Consider the following 16530-nt stretch of genomic DNA (forward strand, 5'->3'; position numbering starts at 1 on the left):
AGATGGGTATAAGAGACAGGATCCGGAGTGCGGGGCCGAACCAGAAGGCTGTGTCGAACCAGAAGGCGGGGCCTGGCCGGCGTGCAGAACCGGACCGGCGTCCAGGGCCGGGCCGGCGTGAGCGGCCGGCGGCGGTGCGGGCTGTGCCGGGGTGCGGCGGGTGCGCGAGGGCAGCGGCTCACCCCGCCCGCCGCCCGTGGCCTGGTCAGCGGCCGGCTCCGCAGCATGCTCCCGCTCCCGGGAGGGCGAATGGTCCGGCGTCTGGTACGGATCCGCGCCCTGGTACGGCGCCGAGCCCTGGCGGAGAGGCGCGGCCAGGCGCAGCAGCACGTCGCGGATCGCGGGCCGGGTGCCGGGCTTCTTGGCGAGGCAGGCCAGCACTACCTCGCGAAGCGGCCGCGGCAGCTCGCCGATCTGCGGCTCCTCGTTCACGATGCGGTTGATCACCGCCGGCAGCGAGTCGTCCCCGAACGGCGGCACCCCCGACGCCGCGAACACCATCACCGACGCCCACGCGAACACGTCCGCCGGCGCTCCGACCGCCTTCCCGGCGAGCTGCTCGGGCGCCATGTACGCGGGCGTGCCGACGATGTTGCCGGTCGCCTTCATCCCCGACCCGATCGCCCCCGCGATGCCGAAGTCCACCACCTGCGGCCCGCTGGGCCCGAGCAGGACGTTCGCCGGCTTGAAGTCCCCGTGGACGACGCCGGCCTGATGGATGGCGTCCAGCGCGGTCGCGGTCGCGACGGCGAGCCGCTGCAGGTCCGCCCCTCCGCACCGGCCGGTCTGCTGGAGCGAGGGCCCGTCCACGTATTCGGCGACGATGTACGCCCGGCCGCTGGTCGAGGCGTCGAGCACCTGCGCGAGGCAGAACGGCTCGACCCTGCGGGCGGCGGCGATGGCCTTGGCCAAGCGCTCGTCCACGCTCAGCCCTTCGCGCAGGACCTTGACGGCGACGGGGGTTCCGTTGCGGGCCTGGCCGAGGTAGACGACACCGTGGCCGCCCGCGCCGAGCCGCCCGACCAGCCGGTACGGTCCCACCGCTGCCGGGTCGCCCTCGCGGAGGGGTTCGACGTTGGGCATGAGGGGAGTGACTCCTGTGACGGCTGAGATCAGAACTCCAGCACCCTACTGGCAAAAGTCAAGACTTGTCAGAAGTTAGGCTGATCTAACCTTTCAGAAAGGGGAAAGCAGGGTGCACTCGCTGGAGGACTACGCCCAGGGCGTACGGGCCGGCTCCCGAACCTGGATCGCCCGCGCGATCACGCTGGTCGAGTCGACCAGGCCCGACCACGCGGCGCTGGCGCAGCGGCTGCTCGTGGAGCTCACCCCGTTCGCCGGCCAGGCGATCCGGGTGGGCGTCTCCGGCGTGCCCGGTGTGGGCAAGTCCACGTTCGTCGACGCGCTCGGCACGCTGCTGACCGGGCGCGGGCACAAGGTCGCCGTGCTGGCCGTGGACCCGTCCTCCAGCAGGACCGGCGGCAGCATCCTGGGCGACAAGACCCGCATGGCCCGGCTGTCGGTCGACCCCGCCGCCTTCATCCGCCCCTCGCCCACCTCCGGCACCCTCGGCGGCGTCACCAAGGCGACCAGGGAGGCCATGGTGGTCGTCGAGGCGGCCGGCTTCGACGTCGTCCTGGTCGAGACCGTCGGCGTCGGGCAGTCGGAGACCGCCGTGGCCGACATGGTGGACACGTTCCTGCTGCTCACCCTGGCCCGCACCGGCGACCAGCTGCAGGGCATCAAGAAGGGCGTGCTGGAGCTGGCCGACGTCATCGCGGTCAACAAGGCCGACGGGGAGCACGAGCTCCCGGCCAGGAAGGCGGCACGGGAGCTGGCGGGGGCGCTGCGCATGCTGCGCTCGGACTCGGCGCCGCCGCCCGTGCTGACCTGCAGCGCGCTCACCGGGGACGGGCTGGACAAGCTCTGGCGGCACGTCCTGGCACACCAGGAGTCGCTCGACCTGGCCGCCAAGCGCCGCGGCCAGCAGGTCCAGTGGACGTGGACGCTGGTGCGCGAGCGGCTGCTGTCGGAGCTGCGCAACGACCCGGAGGTGGCCGCGATCACCACGGAGGTGGAGCGCGAGGTGCTCGCGGGCGAGCTCACCCCCGCTCTCGCGGCCGACCGGCTTTTGTCCGTCTTTAAACGCCCTTGAATCATTGCCCGCAAGGGCGAAATGTGGTCCCGGAGCAGCATCGAGAACCCAGGGGTGGAAATACATTCCCCCCGGAGGAATTTCCGCACCCCCCGCACGGTAGCCGTCCGGCCGCGCTGCGTGATCCATGTCACGATGTCGCGCAACCGATGTGGGAGAGGCGCATATGAGTGCGGATTCGACGCTGCCGGAAAGGGTGGCGGGCGCGCTGGAGGAATATGGCCGCCTGCTGGGCGAGCACGGCATTACGTGGGGCGAACCCGAGCTGCATTATGTGAAATTCTTCGCCAGGCGAAGGGTGCTGCCGCCCGCGCTGTTCGACCGGTTCTGGCAGCTCGTCTTCAAGGCGGTGGAGGAGAGCCACCCGGACGAGCCGCTCGACCAGCTCGCCGCCCGACTGGCCGAGCCGGACTACGACCGGGTCCTGCGCGACACCCTCGACGGTGAGTTGCCCGGGCACCTGGTGGCCCTGCGCGTCGGCCCGGACGGGCTCGTGCTGGAGGGGGCGCCGAGGACGGTCCTGCTGCCCGCGCCTTCACTGCGCTCGGTCCAGGGGGAGGGCGGCGGCCGCCGCCGCGGCAAGGCGGGCCGGCGGGCGGGCGGCACGCCGTTCGTCCTGCTGACCGGCGGCGCGCGGCGCGCCGCGAAGGATCCGCTGCCGGGCGGCGGGGCGGGCCTGGTGCCGGCCGTCCCGCTGCCCGGGCGCGGCGAGGAGCGGATCTCCCTGCTCATCGACTCCTCCCTGGACGGCACCTGCCTGGTCGGCGTCGACGAGGAGCAGCGGCGGCTGGCCCCGCACGGCGCCTGGCTGGTGGAGGTCGACCACGACAGCGCGATCGTCGTCGACGGCACCCGCATCCGCCTGGACCTCCTGCTGCGGCCCACCCCGGCGGCCCGGCTGCGGCTGCTGGCCGGGATGCCCTGCCGATGGAGCGTCACGACCGCCGACGGCGGCGGCTGGTTCCCGCCCGACACCCCGCACCGCCACGACTACCACGGCCGCCCCTACTTCCACGGCGACGACCTCCTGCTCGACGTCCCCTGCGTCCCGCTGACGATCACGGTCGCCCGCGGCATGGAGTACGACGAGGCCAGAGTGGAGCTCATCCCCGAGCCGGCCGAGGAGCACCTGGTCGAGCTGGCACCGCGCCGCCTGTACGACGCGCCGGCCCGCGGCTGGTTCGGCGGCGACATGCACGTACACCTCAACTGGGCCGGCGACATGGTCGGCGTGCCCGCGGACGCGGCCGCCGCCCAGCACGGCGAGGACCTGCACGTGCTCAACCTGCTCGCGGGCAACGTCTCGGGCAGCCGCGTCTACGACCGCGAGGCGCTGGAGCACTGGACCGGCGAGGACCTGCCGTGGTCCGACGCCACGCACGTGGCCAGGATGGGCGTCGAGTACCGCAACGACCTGCTCGGCCACATCTACGCCTTCGCGCCGCGGGCCGCGCCGCGCCGCTACCACACCGGGTTCGCCGGGGACGCGGACTGGCCGCCCAACGCCGACGGGCTGCGGGAGCTGCGCGGCCTCGGCGCGCTCGTCGGCTACAGCCACCCTTTTCGCACCCCCATCTCCGACGGCGACCCGCCCAAGGGCGTCGTGTCGCCCGTGCCGCGCAACTGCGCCGCCCGCGAGCTGGTCGCCGACGCCGCACTCGGGCTGGTGGACAGCCTCGACGTGCTCACCCACGCGTCGATCCCGGCCACGGCGGCGGTGTACCGGCGGCTGATCGGCGCGGGCAACCGGCTCGCCGTCACCGCGGGCACGGACGCGATGATCTCCTTCACCCGCTCCGACAGCCAGTCGAACCCGCCCGGCTGGGCCCGCGTCTACGCCCAGATCGAAGGAGAGCTGAGCGCCAGGTCGTTCGCGGCCGCCGTACGGGCCGGCCGCACGTTCGCCACCACCGGCCCCTGGCTGGAGCTGACCGTGGACGGCCACGGCCCCGGCCACGTCCTCCACGCGCGCAGGGGGCAGCGCATCACCGTCACGGCCAGCGCCGTCGGGCCGGAGGTCGCCGCGGTGCACCTCCGCACCGCGGACGGCGTGCGGGCGGGCGCGGAGCGGCTGCGCGGCGACTTCGGGCGGCGGGGCGGCGAGGCGCTCACCGTCACGGCCGACTTCCTGGTGGAGGAGCCGACGTACGTGGTGGCCGAGGTCGTGTGCGACCCGCACCCGCGCACGATGACGGGCACCGGGTACGCCCTGACCAGCCCCGTGTACGTGGACGTGGACGGCCGGCAGGTCGCCAGGCGGGCTGACGTGCGGTGGTGCCTGGAATGGCTGGACCTGCTGGAGACCCTGATCAGGCAGCACGGCCGCCTGGCCAGCCCCTACCAGTTCGGCGACCACATGTCCCTGCTCGAACAGGCCAGGGCGGTCTACCGGGCCCGGCTGAGCTGATCCGGCTGAGCTGATCCGGCTGAGCTGATCCGGCTGGGGCGCGGCGGCGCTTCCGGGGCCGCCGCGCCTCTTTCCGGCGCCCCTGGTGCCGCGCGCGTTCCGACCGCCTGTGCTAAATTTTGGCCATGCGGTCAGATATTGAGTCGGGCGGCCAGAAGGGCCGCTCGTTCATCGAGGAGGCGAGGCGCGCCCAGATCGTGGCCTCGGCCGTGGAGGTGATCGCCGAGGTCGGGTTCGCCCAGGCCTCGCTGGCGCGCATCGCCAAGCACGCGGGCATCAGCAAGGGCGTCATCTCCTACCACTTCGCCGGCAAGGACGAGCTGATGGAGGAGGTGGTCGAGCGCACCTACACCGGCATCGCCGAGCACGTCGTGGCCCGGATGGCGGGCCTGCGGACCGGCACCGAGCTGCTCAGGACGCACATCCTGGCCGTCGCCGAGCACATGCGCGGCCACCGCACCCAGCTCAAGGCGCTGGGCGAGATCTTCTACAACTTCAGGACCGCCGACGGCGCGCCCCGCTACGGGATCAAGGCCAACGAGGACATCTACCTCGCGCTGGAGCAGATCTACCGCCTCGGCCAGGCGAGCGGGGAGTTCAGGGACTTCGACACCCGCGTCATGGCCATCACCCATTCCTCCGCCATCGACAACATGTTCAGCTACTGGGTGGTCACCCCTGGCCACGACCTGGACGCCCACGCCGCCGAGCTGGCCGACCTCTTCGAAAGGGCATGCCGGAAATGAAGGCCGAGCCGGACACCCGGACCAGGCTCTACGCGGTCGACAACCTGCGGGTCGCGCTGACCGCGCTGGTCGTCGCCCACCACGTCGCCGTCACCTACGGAAACATCCCCCTGTGGTTCTACGTCGAGCCCGCCAAAGACGCCTCGGGCGGCCTGCTGGACCTCCTGGTCGTGTTCGACCAGGCGTTCTTCATGGGCCTGTTCTTCCTCATCTCTGGCCTGTTCACCCCCGGGTCCCACGACCGCAAGGGCGGGCGGGCGTTCGTGCGCGACCGGCTGGTGCGGCTCGGCATCCCGCTGCTGGTCTTCCTCCTGGTGCTGCGGCCGCTGGTCAACTTCGGCGGCCTGGCGCAGCGTCCTGACCTGCCCTACTGGCAGTACTACCTCGGCTCGTGGGACCCGGGTCCCATGTGGTTCGCCGAGGTGCTGATCGTCTTCGCGCTGGTCTACGCGCTGTGGCGGACCCGCGCCCGGCCGCTCGACCGGCGTTCCGCGCCGCTCAGGATCCGGTGGATCGTGCTGTACGTCCTGGGCCTGGCCGCCGTCACGTTCCTGTGGCGCATCCCGGTGCCGACCGGCACCTACGTGCCCGTGCTCGGGCTGCCGTCCCCGCAGTTCCTGCCCCAGTACGCGAGCATGTTCGTGCTCGGCTGCGTCGCCCACCGGCGCGGCTGGCTCGAGACGCTGCCCGCGCGGGCCGGCCGGCTCGGCCTCGTCGCGGCGGGCGTGTCGAGCGCGGTGCTCCTGCCCGCGACGCTCCTGACCGGCGGGGCGCTGTCGCAGGCGGCGACGGCCCTGTGGGAGTCGGCCTTCGCGGTCAGCCTGATCATCGGGCTGCTGGTGGTCTTCAGGGAGCGCTTCAACCGGCAGGGGCCGCGCGGCAAGTGGCTGTCCGACCACGCCTTCACCGTCTACATCATCCACCCGGTCGTGCTGGTCGCCCTCGGCTGGGCGCTGCGCCCGCTGGCGGCGATCGCGATCGTCAAGTTCGCCGTCCTGCTGGCCGTCGCGCTGCCGCTGTGCTGGTGGCTGGCCTTCCTGGTGCGCTCGCTGCCGGGGGCCAGGCGGGTGCTCTGAGCACGCGTCAGGCGGGTGCCCTGAGCATCGGCGGCAGGGGAGCGGCCCGGCCGTCGCGCACGCACACGTACGTGATCGTGCCGACGGCCACCAGGTCGTCCCCGCGCCGCATCGTGAACGTCATCGTGAGCGACGTCGTGCCCGTCCTGGCCGGGACGCTCTCCACGGCCAGCACGTCGCCGAGCCGGGCGGGGGCGTGGTGCTCGCAGCCGCTCACCTTGACGACCAGGTCGGCGCCTTCCCGGCGGAGGCCGTCGTAGCCGCCCCTGGGGGCGAGCCAGTCCAGGAAGGCGTCCTCGAAATACTCGTAGTAGCGGGCCGCGTGCATCATCGCCTGCGCGTCGCAGTGTCTCGGGCGTACCTGGAGGTGGGAGATCACCCGAAGCACCCTACGCGCGGGCGACGGGGGCGTCAGGCGTAGAAGGAGTCGAGCGTCTCGCCGTGGCGCTCCTCGACCGCCTTGCGCTTGATCTTCAGGCTGGGCGTCAGCTCCCCGGTCTCGACCGTGAAGTCCTCGGCCAGGATCGCGAACTTCTTGATCGTGGCGTAGCTGGCCTGGTCGGCGTTGACCTGCTTGATCGCCTTGTCCACCTCTTCGAGCATCCGCGGGTGCTCGCGCAGCGCCCCGGCGTCGGCCGGGAGCGACTCGGCCTCGGCCCACGGCTTGACCACGTCCATGTCGAGCGTGACCAGCGCCGTGACGTAGTTGCGCCGGTCGCCGTGCACGAACACGTGCGACACGTACGGGCAGGCCGCCTTGATCCGGCCCTCCAGGTAGGTGGGCGCGACGTACTTGCCGCCGGAGGTCTTGATGAGCTCCTTCTTGCGGTCGGTGATGGACAGCCGCCCTTCGGAGTCGAGCTCGCCGATGTCGCCCGTGTGCAGCCAGCCGTCCTCCAGCGCCTGCGCCGTCTCTTCCGGCAGTCCGTGGTAGCCGCGCATGATGCCGCGCCCGCCGATGAGGACCTCGCCGTCCTCGGCGATGCGCACCTGGGTGCCGGGCAGCGGCGGCCCGACCGTCCCGAACTTCACCGTGTCCGGGTGGTTGAGGAAGCTGCCCGCCGAGGACTCGGTCAGGCCGTACCCCTCGAGGATCGGCAGGCCCGCCGCGTCGAAGAACTCGGCGATGTCCTTGGACAGCGGGGCCGCGCCGGAGATGAAGAAGCGGACCCGGCCGCCGAACCGGGCGCGGAGCTTGCTGAAGACCAGGCGGTCGGCCAGGGCGTACTCGGCGCGCGTGGTGAGCGGGATGGCCGCGCCGCGCTGGCGGGCCCGGCTGACCCTGATGCCGCTCTCGCGCGCCCAGTTGAAGATGCGCAGCTTGAGCCCGCCCTCGCGCTGCTGGGTGGCGGCGACCGTGTTGTGGATCTTCTCGAAGATGCGCGGCGCGGCGGCCATGAACGTCGGCTGCAGCACGCCCAGGTTGTCGGCGATCTTGTCGAGGCGGCCGTCGATCGCGGTGGGCACGCCGATGTCGATCATCACGACCTCCAGCAGCTTGCCGAACGAGTGGGACAGCGGCAGCCACAGGAAGTGCAGGTCGGCACTGGAGATCAGGTCGAGCTCGCGGACGGAGCCGGCGGCGTAGAGCCAGTTGTCGTGCGTCAGCTCCACGCCCTTGGGGCGGCCGGTGGTGCCGGAGGTGTAGATGAGCGTGGCCAGGTCGTCGGACCCGATGGCGCCGATCATCGCGTCGTAGTCGCGCTCCTGTCCCGAACCGCTCAGGGAGTCCAGCGTGATCACCCAGCCGTCGTCGCTCGCCGAGCCGTCGATGACCACCACGTGGGTGACGTCGGGCAGCTCCTTCTGCACGGACCTGATCTTGGCGACCTGGTCGTCGTTCTCGGCGATGACGATGGTGCTGCCCGAGTCGGTGATGACGAAGGCCGACTCGGCGGCCGTGTTGGAGGGGTAGATCGTGGTCGTGGCCGCGCCGGTGGCCAGCACCGCGAGGTCGGACAGGATCCATTCGAGCCTGGTCGAGCACAGGATGGACACTCTGCGGCCGGGCCCGGCCCCCAGCTCCGCCAGGCCGAGGGCCAGCCCGCGGACCCGCTCGCCCACCTCGGTCCACGTCAGCGAGGTCCAGCCGTCGTCCGCCGGCACGCGGTACGCCTCTGCGTCTGGGGTCGCCGCGATCCGGTCGCGCAGCAGGGAGGGAATGCTGGACATGCCTGACCTCCTGGAGGGGTGTTGAGCCCGACTCTAGGACTACGGCGCCGTATCAGTCGATGGTCCTCATCGTTCGGCGGCACCTTGCGGCACCTTGCGGCAACACGGTCAGCGGCGAGGCCGGGGCCGGGGGGCGGTCACGGCCACGCCCCTCGCGGTCCGCACCTCCCACGCGCCGCAGGCGCATCGCAGATAGGAGACGAGACCTTCGGAGGTGCGATGTGACGAGACGACGGTCAGGGCTAGGGGATCGTGCGGGCCACCGAGATGCATGATTCCAATCTGATGTAATGGCCTTATGCATTTCAACGCTTACGGCGGTAATGGGGCGGCCCTGGCCGCCGCGCTGGTCAACGCCACCGACTTCAGCCCGGCCGCGGTGGAGGCGATGCTGTCGGAGCACCGCCTGCTGCGCACCGCCGTCACCGCCGGTCAGGCGCGGGAGCTGCGGGAGTGGGCGGGCCGCCTCGCGCCGGTGTTCGGGGAGCTCGACCTCGACCTCCAGGTCAAGCTGATCAACGACCTGCTCGACGTCACCGCGACCAGGCCGTACGTCAGCACCCACGACGGCCGCGAGCCCCACCTGCACTTCTTCTCCGTCGACGCCGACATCGTCGCCAGGGCGAAGGACACCTCGGCGGGCGGCCTGGCCATGGCGATCTCGTTCTCCGACGGCCGCCGGCTCGGGCGCTGCGACAGGGAGGGCTGCGACATCGTCTACGTCGACACCTCCCGCAACGGCCGCCGCCGGTTCTGCTCCCTGGCCTGCGCGAACAGGGTCAACGTGGCGGCCCATCGCGCCAGAAGCCTTGCCAGGTGACCGGCGAATCGGCTAAACTCTCGTCTGTCTTATCGCCTGATCACGGGGGCAGCTGACGTGAGGATCTGAGGTCGCGGGCACCGCGCCGTTCCGCCCTGTGCTGGGCATGCGCGCACACCTGGACCTCGGCGATCTCCTCGCCCCCATCCTGAGCGAACTCCGCCTGGATGCCCTGTGTGATCGCGCATCTGCGGTGATTCCCGCCAAGTCACGAAATTTCGACGTTTGTGACGGGAGCCGCCTTATGTCTTTTTCCATTGTGGTCGACCACGTGTCCTTCGGCTGGCCTGACGGCACCAAGGTGCTCGACGGGCTGGATGCCGCGTTCCCAGCCGGGCGTACCGGGCTGATCGGGGTCAACGGGTCGGGGAAGTCCACGCTACTGAAGATCATCGCCAGGGAGCTGGCACCGCGATCCGGGTCCGTGTCGGTCTCGGGCGAGGTGGGGTACTTGCCGCAGAACCTCCCGCTCGGCGCGAGCCGTACCGTGTCCGACCTGCTGGAGATCAGCCGGACGCGGGCCGCGCTGCACGCCATCGAGCGCGGCGACGTGGCCGAGGAGCACTTCACCGCGGTCGGCGACGACTGGGACGTCGAGGAGCGGGCGCGAGCCGAGCTCGACCGGCTCGGCCTCGACCACATCGGGCTGGACCGCACGGTCGGCACGCTGTCCGGCGGCGAGACCATCATGGTCGCGCTGGCCGCCCAGCTGCTGAAACGGCCCGAGGTGCTGCTGCTCGACGAGCCCACCAACAACCTCGACCTGGACGCGCGGGAGCGGCTGTACGCCGCGGTCGCCGCCTGGCAGGGGGTCCTGGTGGTCGTCAGCCACGACCGTACGCTGCTGGAGCTCGTCGACCAGATCGCCGAGCTGCGCGAGGGCGTCGTCCGCATGTACGGCGGCAATCTGAGCGACTACGAGGAGCAGATCGCGGCCGAGCAGGAGGCCGCCGCGCGGACCGTGCGCACCGCGGAGGGCGAGGTGCGCCGCCAGCAGCGCGAGCTCGTCGAGGCCAGGATCAGGATCGACAAGAACCTGCGCAACGGAAGGAAGGCATTCGAGAACAAGAAGGTGCCGAAGATCGTCGCCAACGGGCTCAAGCGCAAGGCGCAGGTGTCCGCGGGCAGGCAGCGCAACCTGCACCTGGAGAAGCTGGGGGAGGCCCGCGACCGGCTGAGCGAGGCCGAGCAGGCCGTGCGCGACGACGCGGAGATCCGCATCGAGCTGCCCGGCACCGAGGTGCCCGCGGGCCGCACGGTGCTGACCCTCCCGCTGGATCCGCCCCCGGGCCGCGCCGGCGCCGCCGAAGGGCCGGGGGAGAGAGCGGTCCGCACGGCGGTGCTGGAGACGCTCGTCGTACGCGGGCCCGAGCGCATCGCGTTGCTCGGCCCGAACGGCTCGGGCAAGACGACCCTGCTCAAACGGATCGTCGAGCAGGGCGCGCACGTGCCGGTCGGCTACCTGCCGCAGCGGCTCGACCTGCTGGACGACGAGCTGAGCGTGGTGGACAACGTCCGCGCGGTGGCGCCCTCCGCCTCGGTCAACGAGGTGCGCGCCCGGCTCGCGCGCTTCCTGTTCAGGGGCGAGCGGGCCAACCAGGCCGCCGGCACGCTCTCGGGCGGCGAACGGTTCCGTGCCACGCTCGCCGCGCTGCTGTCGGCCGAGCCGCCGCCGCAGCTCCTCCTGCTCGACGAGCCGACCAACAATCTCGACATGGCCAGCGTCCGCCAGCTCGCGCAGGCGCTGTCGGCCTACCGGGGAGCGCTCATCGTGGCCGGCCACGACCTGCCGTTCCTGGAAACGCTCGGGATCACCCGCCGGCTCCGGCAGGATCGGGAGGACGGACTGGCCGAATCGTAATTGACGGGCAGGGATCAACCGGGCGATAGTGTGGCAGGTGGCTTCACCTCGGTTGATCTCCTGCGTACTCGCCCTGGCGGCGCTCACCGCGGGCGCGTGCTCGTCTCCCGCGCCTGCGCTGACCGGCGGTGAGCCGAAGGTCAGCGGCGTCGCCGGAGGCAAGGGCGCCGCGCCCGCCACCAGCGGCGGCGCGTCCGCCACCACCAGCCCCAGCGCGGCCGCGCTGACGCCGGAGGCCTACAAGAGCGAGCTGGACAGCAGGCACAAGACGATGGCCGCCGCGATCGACGCCCTGGTGGGCGCGCGCGGGCTCAAGGCGCTGGACCAGCGGGTCAGCAAGGCGGAGGACGCGCTGAGCGGCGCCGCCGACGCGCTCGCCGCGATCAGCCCGCCCGACGCCGTGCGTCCCCAGCACGACGAGTACGTGAACACCCTGCGCGCCTTCGCCACCGAGCTCGGCACCGCGTCCGGCAAGGTCGGCGCACGGGACCTGTGCACGTCCTCGGCCGTGCTGACCGACCTCGACGACAAGCTGACCGCGCTCGACAAGGCGGGCGAGGCCCTGCAGAGCGCCGGCGACTATCCGGCCGACATCGTGGACGTCTCGGTCAAGAAGAAGCAGACCAGGCGGCTGGGCAACGGCTCGTTCATCCGCAAGGGCACGCTCAACGGCCGCAGCTCGCTGCAGATCGACAACGGCGGCAGCCGCGACGCGGTCGTCACCGTCGTGAAGGGCGGCAGCAAGGCGTTCAGCGTCTATGTGCGCGGGAAGGCGAAGTTCAAGGTCAGAGGCGTGCGGGACGGCAGCTACAAGATCTATTTCACGCACGGCGTGGACTGGGACGGCAAGGGCAAGACCTTCACCCGCGAGTGCAGCTTCGAGCGGTTCCAGAAGAGCGTGAAGTTCAAGACCACCTTCACCGCCACGCAGATCCGCTGGCACGACTGGCGGATCACGCTGCACGCCATCTCCGGCGGCAACGCCCGCACCTCGCCCGTGGACCCGGACGACTTCCCGGGCGGCTGAGCGACCCGGGGCCGGGAAACGGACAGGGGCCGCGCACCCGTGGTGCGCGGCCCATCTGATCAGGTCGAGAACAGCATGCCCACCCAGCTGCGCTGACGGTGGTGGCCGTAGTGACCGCCGTGGCCACCGTGCGGAGCGCCCCAGGCGGGACCGGGGGCGGGGCCGGGGGGAGGAGGCGCGTGGTACTGCGACTCCATCCGGGTCAGCGTCTCGAGCTCGCCGTAGTCGAGGAAGATCCCACGGCAGTTGTCGCACTGCTCGATGTGCACACCGTTGCGCTCATAGGTCCGCATGTTCCCGCGGCACTTGGGGCACTGCATCTAAGTCGCTCTCCTTGGCTTCGAGGTCTCAGGGTGAAACCTACCGCGCGCAACCTCGTCACGCTCGGACGATTCTGTTGCACGATTCGACCAACGAATGTTCGACGTCGTCCAGTTCCCGGTGCTCGCGTTCGGCGTTGACCACCGCCACGGCGGCTAGCTGGACGGTGAGCGCCCTGGCGGGCACGTCGAGCCGCTGCCACGGGTCGTCGCCGGGCCCGAGCGCGGGCCCGCCCGAGCCGAGGTACGCCCCGAGGAAACGCTCCCAGACGGCCGGCTCCAGCAGCCCGGCGGCGTACCAGGCGGCCGGCCTGGCCAGGTCCCAGGCCGGGTCGCCGACGCCGAGGTCGTCGACGTCGATGAGCAGCCAGCGGTCGCGGTGCACGAGCTGGCCCAGATGCCAGTCGCCGTGCGTGAGCAGGCCGGGCAGCGGCTCGGGGCCGGGCAGCTCCCGGAAGGCCCGCCTGACCAGCTGCTCGACGGGGCCGTCGCCGGACATCCGGGTCACCGCGCGGGCGGCCCGCGCGGGCCCGCCGGCCGGGGGCAGCCCGGGCATCAGGGTGAGCGGGACGGCGTGCAGCCTGGCCAGCAGCCTGGCGCCCTCCTCCCACGGCGCCGCGCCCGGGTCGTCCTGCGCGACGGGACGGCCCGCGGGCCACACGGTCACCGCCCGGCCCGCGGCGGTCAGCACCTCGGGCACCAGCGGGGCCAGCATCACGCCGCTCACCGCGGCCGCCGCGGCGGCCCGCAGCCTGGGGCGTAAGGACTCGGCGTCGTCGCGGGCGGAGTGGGCCTTGACCACGACCTCGCCCCTGCGTAACACCACGACATCCGTGCGCGTCGCGTGCCGCACGAGCTCGCCCGTGCCGCCGTACGCCGCGGCGATCTCCGCCAGCTCCGCCTCCAGACCCACGCGTACAGACTATTGGGCCGGGTCGGGGGGTCACGCCGCCGGACGCCGGCCGGTGCCCGCGGAGGAGAGCGCACACGCGTGGCGGTGTGGCACCCCTGACTTCACCTTCGGCACCGTCTCCGATCATCGGGCTGTCGCCATCGGGTCATCAACATCTAGGATCTTGACGTTCGACCGTATCCCCCCTTTTCAGAGGTAAAAATCCCCATGATCGGAAGACCGGTTCGGCAGACGGCCCTCAAGTCCGCACCCCTTGCCCTGCTGTTCGCTCTGACGACGGCGCTGCTTCCGCAGGCCGCCTCCGCGGCTTCCGCCGGGACGTTCGCCACCGCCCACAAGAGCCCGTTCGACTGCGGCAAGACTTTCAACGCCAACAACTGGTACCCCGGCCACAACCCGTCGGGGTCCATCGACTGGCAGAACTACGGGGGCGATGGCATCAACGGTGAGACCGTGCGGGCCACCGCCTCGGGCACCGCGTACTTCTACGACAAGGGAAGCACGAGCTACGGCAAGTGGGTGGAGATCCGTCACGGTGACGGCACCCGAACCCGCTACGCCCACCTCTCGAGCATGGTGCGGGGGGCCGGCGGGTCGATGAGCGTCGCCCAGGGCACCCCGATCGGGACGGTCGGCTCCACCGGCGGCTCCAAGGCTCCGCACCTGCACTACGAGCAGCGGACCGCCGGCGGGTCGATGGACACCAGCCCCACCGTGGACGGCGTGACCGTGTCCCTGGGCCAGAAGAAGCCCGTCAAGAGCAGCAACGGCTGCGGCGGCAGCAGCGACAACGGCGGTGGCGGCGGCGGCAGCAACCCGTACACGGCCCCGCAGGTCTGTGGCTCCGGTTACGCGGTCATCGACTCGGCCGCTCTGACCGGCGGCCGCGCCTACCTGCTCTACAACGCGGGCAACGGCAACAACTGCGTCGTGACCATGAAGACGGCGAACGTCGGCAAGGCGTCGTCGGTGTCGGCCTTCCTCGAGCCGAAGGACGCGAGCCGGGCGACCAACTCCGGGAGCTTCAGCTACTACGCCGGACCGGTCAAGCGGTCCGCGCCGGGCAAGTGCGTCAAGTGGGGCGGCTCCATCGGGAGCAGCTCGTACACCAGCCCCTTCGAACACTGCGGTTAGCGAGCACGCCGCCCCCCGCACCGCCGATGGTGCGGGGGGCGGCTCCCGCGAGTTCGCGTCGGTCAGACTAGGGGCATGAGAGTCGGTTTCGCCGTACCCCAGTCAGGGCCGTGGGCCACCCCCGAGAACATGCGCCGCGTCGCCACCCGCGCCGAGGAGCTCGGCTATCGCGAGCTGTGGACGTTCCAGCGGCTGCTGTACCCGGTCGGGCACCCGATGGGGCCGACCTATCGCAGCGTGCACGACCCGCTCATCACGCTGGCCCATCTGTCAGGGGTCACCAGCGAGATCGGGCTCGGCGTGGCGGTGGTCAACGCCTATGTCCAGCCCGTGGTGCTGGCCAAGCAGCTTGCCACGCTGCAGACGGTCTCGGGTGGCCGGATGACCGCGGGGCTCGGGCTGGGCTGGCTGCCGGAGGAGTTCGAGGCCGCCGGCACCGGGTTCGAGCGGCGTGGCCGCCGGGGGGAGGAGTTCGTCGAGGTGCTGCGCAAGGCGTGGGCCGACGACGTGGTCGAGCACGACGGTGAGTTCTACCGGGTGCCGCCGGCGCACATCGACCCCAAGCCCGTGCCGGGCCCGCCGCCGATCCTGCTGGGCGGCACCGCCGAGGTCGCGCTGCGCCGGGCCGGGCGGCTGGCCGACGGCTGGGTGAGCTCCAGCAGGGAGGACCTGTCCGCCATCGCGGGCCGGATCGAGCTGATCAAGGGCGCGCTGGCGGAGTCGGGGCGGGACGCGGCGGCGTTCAGGTTCGTGTGCCGCGGCGTCACCCAGGTCAGGCCGGCCGGGCAGGGAGGCGAGCGCCGCCCGCTGACCGGCACGTTCGAGGAGATCAGGCGCGACGTGGCCGAGCTGGCCGAGGCCGGCGTCACGGACGTCTTCCACGACCTCAACTTCGACCGCGAGTTCGTCGTGGCCGACGCGAAGGACGCGATGCGCAGGGCCGAGGAGGCGCTGGAGGCGCTGGCGCCCTAGAAGCCGCCGTAGGGCACCGTGATGATCTCGAGGTTGTGCCCGTTGGGGTCGGACCAGTAGAGGCCGCGCCCGCCGTCGTTGGTGTTGATCCGCCCCGGCTCCCGGTGGAACGGATCGGCCCAGTACGCCAGGCCGCGCTCCTTGATCCGGCCCCAGATCTGGTCGAACTCCTCCTCGCTGACCAGGAACGCGTAATGCTGCGCCGGGATGCTCTCACCCGCCTGGACGACGTCGAGCGAGACGTCGTTGCCCAGCGAGACGACCCGGAACGGGCCGTAGACCGGCGCCGGCTCCAGGCCCAGCAGATCGACCAGGAACGCGGCGGTCTCGTCTCTGTCCCTGGCCGGCACGATGGTGTGATTCAGGTGGACGGACATGCCTCCATCTTTTCACCACCCGGGCCGGCCCGGGGTTGCCGCTCCCCGTCAGGACGTGAGGCGCAACGCCTCCGCCGCGATCGCGTGCCGCAGTTCGCGGATGCCGTCGCGGCCCCGTACGGGATGCACGGCGTTCGTCAGCAGCACCACGGTCAGCCCGCGGGCGGGGTCCACCACGAGCGAGGTGCCGGTGAATCCCGAATGGCCGTAGGCGCCCGCCAGCGGGCCCACGATGCCCGGGTCGCCGATCCGCACGCCCAGGCCGTGCCGGAAGGGGGCGCCCTCGGCTCCCTGGTCGCGGACCATCTCCGCCACGCTCTGCGGGCGAAGCACGGGACCGCCGCCGAGCCGCAGCGCCTCGCCGAAGGTCAGCAGGTCGTCCGCCGGCGCGAACAGCCCCGCGTGCCCCGCCACCCCGCCCAGCGCGTACGCGGTCTCGTCGTGCACCGCGCCGCGCACGCACCCGGGGCCGGGACGCTCCGGCTTCCATTCGGTCGCGGCGACCCGCGCCACCGGACGGCCGGGCCGGGGGCTCGGCTCGCCGCCGGGG

At 71.8% G+C, this 16530-nt stretch carries 16 protein-coding genes; 9 read left to right on the forward strand and 7 right to left on the reverse strand.

The features are described 5' to 3' along the window. Positions 1–1083: serine/threonine-protein kinase (locus tag ETD85_RS49045; protein ID WP_138696735.1), on the reverse strand; the 1083-nt coding region annotated here is incomplete at its 3' end. 112 nt (positions 1084–1195) lie between these two features. Here ETD85_RS49045 and meaB point away from each other — a divergent pair. From meaB to ETD85_RS49065, 4 genes are all read left to right on the forward strand, one after another. After that, on the forward strand, positions 1196–2155 hold the full coding sequence (gene meaB / locus ETD85_RS49050; RefSeq protein ID WP_138696736.1) for a methylmalonyl Co-A mutase-associated GTPase MeaB: 960 nt from the start codon (positions 1196–1198) through the stop codon (positions 2153–2155). A 166-nt stretch (positions 2156–2321) separates the two neighbouring features. Then, positions 2322–4562 carry a CehA/McbA family metallohydrolase gene (locus ETD85_RS49055; RefSeq protein WP_138696737.1) on the forward strand — a complete coding sequence of 747 codons (2241 nt, stop codon included), beginning with the start codon at positions 2322–2324 and terminating at the stop codon, positions 4560–4562. Between the two features lie 125 nt (positions 4563–4687). Continuing rightward, the gene (locus ETD85_RS49060) at positions 4688–5308 is read left to right on the forward strand and encodes a TetR/AcrR family transcriptional regulator (protein WP_138696738.1); all 621 of its coding nucleotides are present in this window, start codon (positions 4688–4690) and stop codon (positions 5306–5308) included. Then, entirely contained in the window at positions 5296–6384 is a 1089-nt protein-coding gene (locus ETD85_RS49065) for an acyltransferase family protein (RefSeq protein ID WP_240779937.1), read from the forward strand. The genes ETD85_RS49060 and ETD85_RS49065 overlap by 13 nt, the downstream gene beginning before the upstream one ends. Positions 6385–6391: 7 nt before the next feature. Here ETD85_RS49065 and ETD85_RS49070 read toward each other — a convergent pair whose 3' ends face one another. Together ETD85_RS49070 and ETD85_RS49075 are read right to left on the reverse strand one after the other, a co-directional pair. After that, entirely contained in the window at positions 6392–6763 is a 372-nt protein-coding gene (locus ETD85_RS49070; RefSeq protein ID WP_138696739.1) for an acyl-CoA thioesterase, read from the reverse strand. Positions 6764–6795: 32 nt separating this feature from the next. Then, on the reverse strand, positions 6796–8556 hold the full coding sequence (locus ETD85_RS49075) for an AMP-dependent synthetase/ligase (protein ID WP_138696740.1): 1761 nt from the start codon (positions 8554–8556) through the stop codon (positions 6796–6798). Between the two features lie 298 nt (positions 8557–8854). Here ETD85_RS49075 and ETD85_RS49080 point away from each other — a divergent pair, with 298 nt between their 5' ends. The 3 genes from ETD85_RS49080 to ETD85_RS49090 all read left to right on the forward strand — a co-directional run bounded on the left by ETD85_RS49080 (position 8855) and on the right by ETD85_RS49090 (position 12264). Next, positions 8855–9376 (forward strand): CGNR zinc finger domain-containing protein, encoded by a 522-nt coding sequence (locus tag ETD85_RS49080; RefSeq protein ID WP_138696741.1) that lies wholly within the window; start codon positions 8855–8857, stop codon positions 9374–9376. Positions 9377–9620: 244 nt separating this feature from the next. Next, on the forward strand, positions 9621–11237 hold the full coding sequence (locus ETD85_RS49085) for an ABC-F family ATP-binding cassette domain-containing protein (protein WP_138696742.1): 1617 nt from the start codon (positions 9621–9623) through the stop codon (positions 11235–11237). Positions 11238–11274: 37 nt separating this feature from the next. Further along, the gene (locus tag ETD85_RS49090) at positions 11275–12264 is read left to right on the forward strand and encodes a hypothetical protein (protein WP_138696743.1); all 990 of its coding nucleotides are present in this window, start codon (positions 11275–11277) and stop codon (positions 12262–12264) included. Positions 12265–12323: 59 nt separating this feature from the next. Here the strand turns inward: ETD85_RS49090 and ETD85_RS49095 are convergent, their stop codons facing one another. Beyond that, positions 12324–12584, reverse strand: coding sequence for a TFIIB-type zinc ribbon-containing protein (locus ETD85_RS49095; RefSeq protein ID WP_138696744.1), 261 nt, complete (start codon positions 12582–12584; stop codon positions 12324–12326). Positions 12585–12642: 58 nt separating this feature from the next. Continuing rightward, positions 12643–13497: a phosphotransferase gene (locus ETD85_RS49100; RefSeq protein WP_138696745.1), complete on the reverse strand. Its 855-nt coding sequence runs from the start codon at positions 13495–13497 to the stop codon at positions 12643–12645. 207 nt (positions 13498–13704) lie between these two features. Here ETD85_RS49100 and ETD85_RS49105 point away from each other — a divergent pair, with 207 nt between their 5' ends. Beyond that, entirely contained in the window at positions 13705–14631 is a 927-nt protein-coding gene (locus ETD85_RS49105; RefSeq protein WP_138696746.1) for a M23 family metallopeptidase, read from the forward strand. Between the two features lie 75 nt (positions 14632–14706). Next, positions 14707–15603 (forward strand): TIGR03619 family F420-dependent LLM class oxidoreductase, encoded by an 897-nt coding sequence (locus tag ETD85_RS49110; protein ID WP_138696747.1) that lies wholly within the window; start codon positions 14707–14709, stop codon positions 15601–15603. Here ETD85_RS49110 and ETD85_RS49115 read toward each other — a convergent pair. After that, positions 15600–15980, reverse strand: a complete 381-nt coding sequence (locus ETD85_RS49115) for a VOC family protein (RefSeq protein ID WP_138696748.1) — start codon at positions 15978–15980, stop codon at positions 15600–15602. The two genes, ETD85_RS49110 and ETD85_RS49115, sit on opposite strands and share 4 nt — an antisense overlap. Positions 15981–16028: 48 nt before the next feature. Continuing rightward, a partial coding sequence (locus ETD85_RS49120; protein ID WP_170247261.1) for a serine hydrolase domain-containing protein occupies positions 16029–16530 on the reverse strand: 502 nt, incomplete at its 5' end.

This window comes from Nonomuraea zeae (assembly GCF_005889725.1).
Lineage (GTDB): Bacteria > Actinomycetota > Actinomycetes > Streptosporangiales > Streptosporangiaceae > Nonomuraea > Nonomuraea zeae.